Genomic DNA, 599 nt, shown 5'->3' with positions numbered 1-599 from the left:
ATTGAGCAAGTATTATATACCATAAAATATGGTTGATATTTTTTAAAAGTACTTACATGTGAGAGGTTCTTAAATAGAGTCAAATTTTAAGTTTAGATGAGTTTTTTTGTTTCCTTATTTCAATATATTTGCATATCAATATTGATATCTCATAAAAAATAATCATTGGTACTGCAAGCCCTATTTGGCTTAAAACATCAGGTGGGGTCAAAATTGCAGCAATAATAAAAATTACTACTATTGCAACTCTGCGTTTACTTGATAGACTTTGAACAGTTAAAAGTCCAACTCTTACCATTAATGTTAATATTACTGGGATTTGGAAAGCAGCGCCAAATGCAAACATAAGCTGAATTACAAGGTCTAAGTATTCACTTACCGATGGCATAAACTCTATTGGTATACCGGAAGATTTACCACTATGTTCAAATGCAATAAAGAATTTCCATGCAAAAGGAAATATATAGTAATAAGCTATGATTGCACCCATTATGAAGAGTGTAGGAGTTGCAATTAAGTAAGGTAAAAAAATTGCTTTTTCATTTTTATACAACCCAGGAGCTAGAAAGATGTAAAATTGCCAAGCAAAAATTGGGAAA

The 599-nt window shown here is 30.6% G+C and carries 1 protein-coding gene; it reads right to left on the bottom strand.

The features are described 5' to 3' along the window. Positions 1-79 precede the first annotated feature (79 nt). Positions 80-599: twin-arginine translocase subunit TatC (tatC, locus tag V6U76_RS05420; RefSeq protein ID WP_333024125.1), on the bottom strand; the 520-nt coding region annotated here is incomplete at its 5' end.

It is taken from the genome of Wolbachia endosymbiont of Pentidionis agamae, from assembly GCF_036711655.1.
In the GTDB taxonomy this organism is placed as follows: Bacteria; Pseudomonadota; Alphaproteobacteria; order Rickettsiales; family Anaplasmataceae; genus JAZHPY01.
This window is presented reverse-complemented; position numbering and strand designations above follow the sequence as displayed.